We start from the raw sequence: 6,530 nt of genomic DNA on the forward strand, positions 1-6,530 counted from the left end.
TAGTCCCTTCTCCCGGAGGAAGTCTCTGGCGACTATCTTCGGATCGACCTCATCCACGTCGGTTCGGGCATTGAGCTTCTGGGCGGTCTCCTGGTCTATGGCGCCTGCGAGACGGTCGAGAACGCCACGAAGTTCTGGGTACTTCTTGAGTGTCTCGTTCCGTATGATGAACATGGCGTCGTAAGGTGGGAAGAACTGCTTGTCGTCCTCCAGTACGACTAGGTTCATCGAGGCTATCCGGCCGTCGCTCGAGTAGGCCATGATGGCGTCGACATCGCCTGAGCGGACCGCTCTGTAAAGCAGACCGTAGGTCATTGCGATGGCTCTCCTGAATTTGATGTCATACACCTTGACGAAGTTCTTGTAGCTCATGACTTCCTCCCGGTAGAGGAAGTCCTGGTCGGTCGCCATTACCATGTTCGGGGCGTGGGGTCTCAGGTCCGACACGGTCCTGAGCCCGTGCTTCTCCGCAAACTCCCTGCGTACCGCTACCGCGTAAGTGTTGTCGAATCCGAGAGGGTCCAGGAGGGTCATGCCGTACTGCCGGTCCACCTCTCGCCTGGCGTACCCAAGGACCTTCTTCGGGTCTGTCCATTCCTCAGTGACCTCCTGCCCTAAGACGGTGGTGAACTGCGTGCCGGAGTAGGTCACGTATGCGTCGATCTCCCCTGTCTGGGTCGCCGAGACGACCACTCGGAACTCCATGTTCGGAACGTGCCTCACCTGGATATCGGTATTGGCTTCGACTATCTGCTTGAATATCTCCGCCATGATGAGGGTCTCGGAGAAGTTGAAGGACGCCACTGTGATCTGTTTGCGGGACGACGCCGCCATCCCGGAGAATGCCGCGACTAGGACTACAGCCGCCAGAGCCATGGTCAGTAGTCTGGATTTCGTCAATGCCACCATCTCCTTGTTGGATTTTGAAGCGTGGGCTAGATCCTCAGGCCCCTCGGGGTGATCCACTTCTCGACACGGTTCAGGAGAAAGTCGACGAGGAGTGCCATCACTGCCGCCGGAACCGCGCCTGCCAGGATGATGTGGTCGCGCACCATCCGAAGCCCGGTCACGATGAAGTGGCCCAGGCCTCCGGCTCCGACGAACGCTGCCAGGGTGCCGGTGCCGATGGATATGATAGTGGAGGTGCGGATGCCCGCCAGGATCACCGGGATTGCGATAGGCAGCTCCACCATGACGAGGCACTGGAAGTCCGTCATGCCCATTCCCCGTGCCGCCTTCTTCATGAAGGGGTCGACGGACTTCAGGCCGGTGTAGGTGTTCCTGAGAATCGGCAACAGGGCGTAGAGGAAGATCGCCACCACCGCGGGCCGGTAGCCTATCCCGAACCCGAGAGTTATCATGAAGGCGAGAAGCGCCAGACTAGGGATGGTCTGGATTACGCCCGTGATTCCAAGCGCGCTGCTCTCGAGCCACTTCCGCCTGGTGCAGAGGATGCCAACAGGCACTGCAACTAGAGTAGCCATGGCGACGGGGAGGGCTACGAGAAGCAGCATGTGTTCCTGGATTGCGAGGAGCAACTCGCTGGAGTGGGTCATCATGTATTCCCAGAACTTCACCAAGGTAGTCATGCGCTCTGACCCTCCTCTCCACGGTCACCTGCGGAGTTCCAGATGACCTGGTAGAGCATGTCTGCGAGACTAGTCCGGGTCACAATGCCCCGCAGGCGTCCGGCATCGTCCACGACAGGGACGAACCCCGCGGATTTCTCAAGGAACAGGGCCTCAAAGGCCTCTTTCGCCGAGGTCCCCGTGCGGACGGACGCGAAGTCCGTGCTGAGAATGTCCCCCAACCGGCCTGCTTCGTCTTTCTGCCTTTCGATGTCTCTGGCGCTTACTACGCCCGCTAGGGTGCCGTCTGCCTGGGTCACTAGCAGTGTGTCGACTCTCTTCTGGTGCATCAATCGGACGGCCTGGGCAAGCCCGAGTTCGGGCGGGGCAGTGATGGGATTGGTCACGAGGACCTCATCAACAGACAGCGCATCTGCCTTTGGTGCAAGTCTGCTTCTCCCGATGAACTGTTCGACAAACTCGCCCGCAGGGTTTCGCAGGATGCCCTCCGCCGTGTCCACCTGGACCACCTTGCCCTTGCGCATCAGGACGATTCTGTCACCGAGCTTCAGGGCTTCGTCGATGTCATGGGTGACGAAGACAACGGTCTTCTTGAGCTTCTGCTGGAGGTTCTTGAGCTCGTCCTGGAGTACCTCCCGGGTGATTGGATCCAGGGCGCCGAAGGGTTCGTCCATCAGGATGATCTCGGGTTCAGCCGCGAGCGCCCGGAGAACCCCGATCCGCTGCTGCTGGCCGCCACTGAGCTCCCGGGGGAATCTACTGCGGTAGAGGCCCGGATCCAGGCCCACGAGTTCAAGAAGCTCATCGACGCGCTTGCGGATCTTATCCTTGGGCCACCCCTTGAGTTTGGGCACCAGGCCGATGTTGTTCCCAATGGTCAAGTGTGGAAACAGCCCGATCTGTTGGATGACATAGCCCACATTACGCCGCAAAGCCACTTCGCTCATGGCCGCGATATCGTGACCCCCGATGTATATGGTGCCGGAAGTCGGCCTGACGAGGCGGTTGATCATCTCGAGGGTCGTGGTCTTGCCGCAGCCGCTCGGGCCGATCAGGACCACGAGTTCCCCCCGGCCGATTTCGATGTTGAGATCATCCACTGCCGCAATGTTCTCGCCGTACAACTTGGTCACATGCTCGAATCTAATCGTGGTATATCAACTCCTTTAATACCAGGACGAGTGCCCAAATTTGACACAATATATACTCTCTTCTACCTATTGCGCGCGTACCACCAGTGCAGACCCTTCCCAGACAGGGCTGGAGACTCTCCCTGCCAGACTGAGATTGTAAGGCCATCAAATAATTAGTACTATACATCCTGCTGGATCTCAAACTCGCTCAGCCCGGATTATTCCCTCTCAGAGGAGAAGAGGTTCGCCTCACGGACGGATACTGCCATATTCGGCGAATGCGATACAGGAAAGGAAAACAGCAGGATAGTGCAGAAACAAGCAGCCCTGGCCATGGATCACTGGGCCGTAAGCATTAGAATCGGTACCGTGGACCAAATTCGAATCACAGGGGGGCACCAGGAGTGTTCGACTACACGGAGATGCGCCAGTCTCTCGAGCAAGGTAAGGCCGCATCGGTCAAGGCCCTTGCCGAGCAGGCCGTGGCTTCGGGGGCAAGCCCGGAGGAGGTCCTCAAGGAGGGACTCATCGCGGCCATGTCAGTGGTCGGGGCCAAGTTCAAGAACAACCAGATCTATGTTCCTGAGGTGCTCGTTGCAGCGAGAGCGATGTATGCAGGATTGGACGTGCTCAGACCCCTTCTCTCCCAGAGCGGGGTGCAGGGCGCGGGCAAACTGGTCATCGGGACTGTCAAAGGGGACCTGCACGACATCGGCAAGAACCTAGTGAAGATGATGTTCGAGGGGGCAGGTTTCGAAGTGGTCGACCTGGGCACGGACGTGGCGCCAGGGAAGTTCGTTGAGGCAGTCCGAGAGACCAACCCCGATCTCGTAGGTATGTCCGCACTGTTGACGACCACGATGCCAGCGATGAAGGCCACCGTCGACGCGCTGCGTGAGGCTGGGCTCCGCGACCGGGTAAGGGTCATCGTGGGCGGTGCGCCCGTCACTGACAGGTATGCGCGGGAAATCGGAGCGGACGGGTACGCGCCGGACGCGAGCTCCGCTGTAGACCTCGGAAAGAAGTTGGTTGGCTGATATGCGACTTGCCGATCTTGCAGCGAAGGCCGGGCACCGCCTGGTTACGCCTCTTCTGGGCTACCCCGGGGCGAAGCTGACCAACTCCTCCCTGAAGCAGAATGAGTTCAACCCGGTTCTTCACTGTGAATCCTTGACCCGCCTGGTCGAAAGGTTCAGGCCGGACGTGGTCTTCCTCATGATGGACCTCTCCTTGGAGGCGGGCGCCCTTGGGCTGCCAGTTCGTTTTCCGCTGTTCGAATCCCCGACGGTGGAGGAGCACCCCGTAGCATCCGTGGACGATCTTGAGCCATTTCGGGTGCTCGACCCACTGGACGATGTCAGGATCCGAGGCTTCGTTCGGACTATGGAACTGATGGCCGAGCGAATCGACATTCCCAAGGGTGGCTACGTTGTCGGCCCGTTCACCCTGGCAGGACTTCTCATGGGTGCGTCCGAACTCGCCATGGCCACGGTGACCGATCCGGAACTTGTCCACGCAGTCGTCAGGTTCTCTGCCGGAGTGTGCCGGCGGTATGCTCTTGCGCTTGCAGATGCAGGCGCCGACATCATCGCAGTCCTCGAGCCGACTGCGACATTCCTCTCACCCCGATCCTTCACGTCGTTCTGTGGGGACTACGTGAAAGAGATCCTCGATGGCATGAAACCCATAATGGCACTGCACATATGCGGCAACACCACTCACCTCATAAGGGAGATGTGCGCCACTGGGGCCGAGGGCTTGAGCCTGGACTCCCCAGTCAATCTCGCTACGGTGGCGCCCATAGTGGATCCAGGCGTGGTACTCGTAGGCAACATCGATCCCGTGGGAGTGATGGTGCAGCAGACTCCAGAGGGCGTAGAGCAGGAGGTCCGAAGGCTTCTTGACTCAATGGCGCCCTATCCCAACTTCATACTCAGCACCGGATGTGATCTTCCATACGAGACCCCTCTCGAGAACATCGATGCCTTTATGAAGGAAGGGCGAAGGTGATCAAGGTCATTCTATCTCCCTCGGGCGAGAGCGTAGAAGTGCCCAACGGAACGAGTCTTCTTGACGCCATCAGACGCGCGAAGCCCACGTTCTACGCACCCTGCGCCGGCCGGGGCATCTGCGGGAAGTGCAGGGTCAAGGTTGAGGGCGATGCGGTTGGCGCAGCCTCAAGCCTGGAACGTGCCAGGCTCTCTCCTCAGGACCTTGCTTGCGGCGTGAGGCTCGCCTGCCAGGTCAGGCTGGATGGGGACGTGATCGTTCGCGAGGTCTCTACCCACCCGACTGGAGCTCCTGCCTCCATTCTCGCAGACAGCCCCAGATCCACCGATTATGGCGAGAGACTGTTCGAGGTGAGACATGCCTGTGTGGATTCGGGCTCCTTGGAGGGAGGGGCATCCCTTTGGGAGCGGGTAACCGAGGCCTTTCAGGCCCCTGATAAAGGCCCGCCTTCGCCTGCCCTCGCGCGCGCATTGCCCAGGGTAGTGGTGTCCAGCGGGGGTGCGATTACAGGGATCCTCATGGACGGGCGGATCGTGGAGGTGGTCCCTGCGGCCCAAGACCCAGACCACCACTTGCGCGCCCGGGGCATCGCGATAGACATCGGAACCACCACGGTCGTGGCCTACCTCTTGGATCTCCTCTCAGGAACGGTTCTGGGGGTGGCGTCTGCCGTGAACCCTCAGACGGTCCACGGTGCGGACGTAATCTCGAGAATCGAGTACTCAGCAAGTGAAGAAGGCCTCGCCGCCCTCAGGCGGGAGATTGTGGGCGTGGTGAACTTGCTCATCGAACAAGTGGCAATTGACGCGGGGGACACCGCCAACGACATCCACGCCGTATGTGCGGTTGGGAACACATGTATGCACCATCTTTTCCTGGGGATCTCTCCGCGCTCCCTCGCCCAGTACCCTTACATCTCTGTAACCCGCGACGTCGGCCCGATGTCTCCGGACGAAGTGGGAATCACGATCAACCCCATGGGGCGGTTCTGGTTCCTGCCCAATATCGCTGGGTTCGTAGGATCGGACACGCTCGCTGTGGCCCTGGCCTGTGGGTTGAATGAAACAGGCCCCAACACGCTAGCAGTTGACCTCGGGACCAATGGCGAAGTGGTCCTCTCAGGCGGGGGGCGCGTTCTTGCGTGTTCCACTGCAGCTGGACCTGCTTTCGAGGGAGTCAACATCTCCTCCGGCATGGCCGCCTCACCGGGGGCGGTGGATGCGGCACGGCTCGTTCGATCTGGTGTGGGCCTGGTGGACATCGAGTGCCACGTAATCGGAAACATCCCCCCGGCCGGCATCTGTGGCTCAGGCCTGGCAGGTGTAGCCGCAGCCCTTCGCCTCGCGGGAGTATTGGAGCGTGGCGGCCGATTCTGCAGAGTCCCGAAGGGCTCACCCGACCCCATCTGGAGGCGAGTGCGGGAAGGCCCTGGCGGACCTGAATTCCTTCTCTCAGATCCGTGTGATCGGTCGTCTCCCCGCGTGTCACTCACTCAGAAGGACGTGAGAGAGCTTCAACTCGCCAAAGGCGCGATCCGTGCGGGGGTGGAGATCCTGCTTCGAAAACGGGGGATATCTGCGGATGAGGTGGAGAGGGTGCTGCTTGCCGGGGCTTTTGGAACCTATCTGGACCCGGACTCAGTATCGGCCATCGGCCTGTTGCCGGCGAGTCTTGCACGGCGTGCTGAACCTGTGGGCAACGCCGCCGGACATGGTGCCGTCCTTGCTTTGGTGAGCCGGGCTGCGCACAGGGAGGCTCAAAGGTTGGCCTCAGTCGTTGAGCACGTGGAGCTCGCGTC

The 6,530-nt window shown here is 60.2% G+C and carries 6 protein-coding genes; 3 read left to right on the forward strand and 3 right to left on the reverse strand.

The window, feature by feature from the left end; genetic code table 11:
- The 3 genes from NUW23_13665 to NUW23_13675 all read right to left on the reverse strand — a co-directional run.
- Positions 1 to 900 (reverse strand): osmoprotectant ABC transporter substrate-binding protein (locus NUW23_13665; protein MCR4427208.1); only part of this gene is annotated, 900 nt, incomplete at its 3' end.
- A gap of 35 nt (positions 901 to 935) precedes the next feature.
- Positions 936 to 1,589 (reverse strand): ABC transporter permease, encoded by a 654-nt coding sequence (locus tag NUW23_13670; protein MCR4427209.1) that lies wholly within the window; start codon positions 1,587 to 1,589, stop codon positions 936 to 938.
- Positions 1,586 to 2,737 carry an ABC transporter ATP-binding protein gene (locus NUW23_13675; protein MCR4427210.1) on the reverse strand — a complete coding sequence of 384 codons (1,152 nt, stop codon included), beginning with the start codon at positions 2,735 to 2,737 and terminating at the stop codon, positions 1,586 to 1,588. Before NUW23_13675 ends, NUW23_13670 begins: the two co-directional genes overlap by 4 nt.
- A gap of 407 nt (positions 2,738 to 3,144) precedes the next feature.
- Here NUW23_13675 and NUW23_13680 point away from each other — a divergent pair, with 407 nt between their 5' ends.
- From NUW23_13680 to NUW23_13690, 3 genes are all read left to right on the forward strand, one after another.
- A complete protein-coding gene (locus NUW23_13680) occupies positions 3,145 to 3,759 on the forward strand; it encodes a corrinoid protein (protein MCR4427211.1) in 615 nt (204 codons plus the stop codon).
- A 1-nt stretch (position 3,760) separates the two neighbouring features.
- Positions 3,761 to 4,732: a uroporphyrinogen decarboxylase family protein gene (locus NUW23_13685; GenBank protein ID MCR4427212.1), complete on the forward strand. Its 972-nt coding sequence runs from the start codon at positions 3,761 to 3,763 to the stop codon at positions 4,730 to 4,732.
- A partial coding sequence (locus tag NUW23_13690) for an ASKHA domain-containing protein (GenBank protein MCR4427213.1) occupies positions 4,729 to 6,530 on the forward strand: 1,802 nt, incomplete at its 3' end. The genes NUW23_13685 and NUW23_13690, both read left to right, overlap by 4 nt.

The organism is Bacillota bacterium (assembly GCA_024655925.1).
Taxonomy (GTDB): Bacteria; Bacillota; DTU025; order DTU025; family JANLFS01; genus JANLFS01.

Excerpts from the sequence above, each read along its gene's own strand:
- NUW23_13670 (MCR4427209.1), bottom strand. The coding sequence starts at position 1,589 with ATGACTACCTTGGTGAAGTTCTGGGAATACATGATGACCCACTCCAGC.
- NUW23_13680 (MCR4427211.1), top strand. The coding sequence starts at position 3,145 with ATGCGCCAGTCTCTCGAGCAAGGTAAGGCCGCATCGGTCAAGGCCCTT.
- NUW23_13685 (MCR4427212.1), top strand. The coding sequence starts at position 3,761 with ATGCGACTTGCCGATCTTGCAGCGAAGGCCGGGCACCGCCTGGTTACG.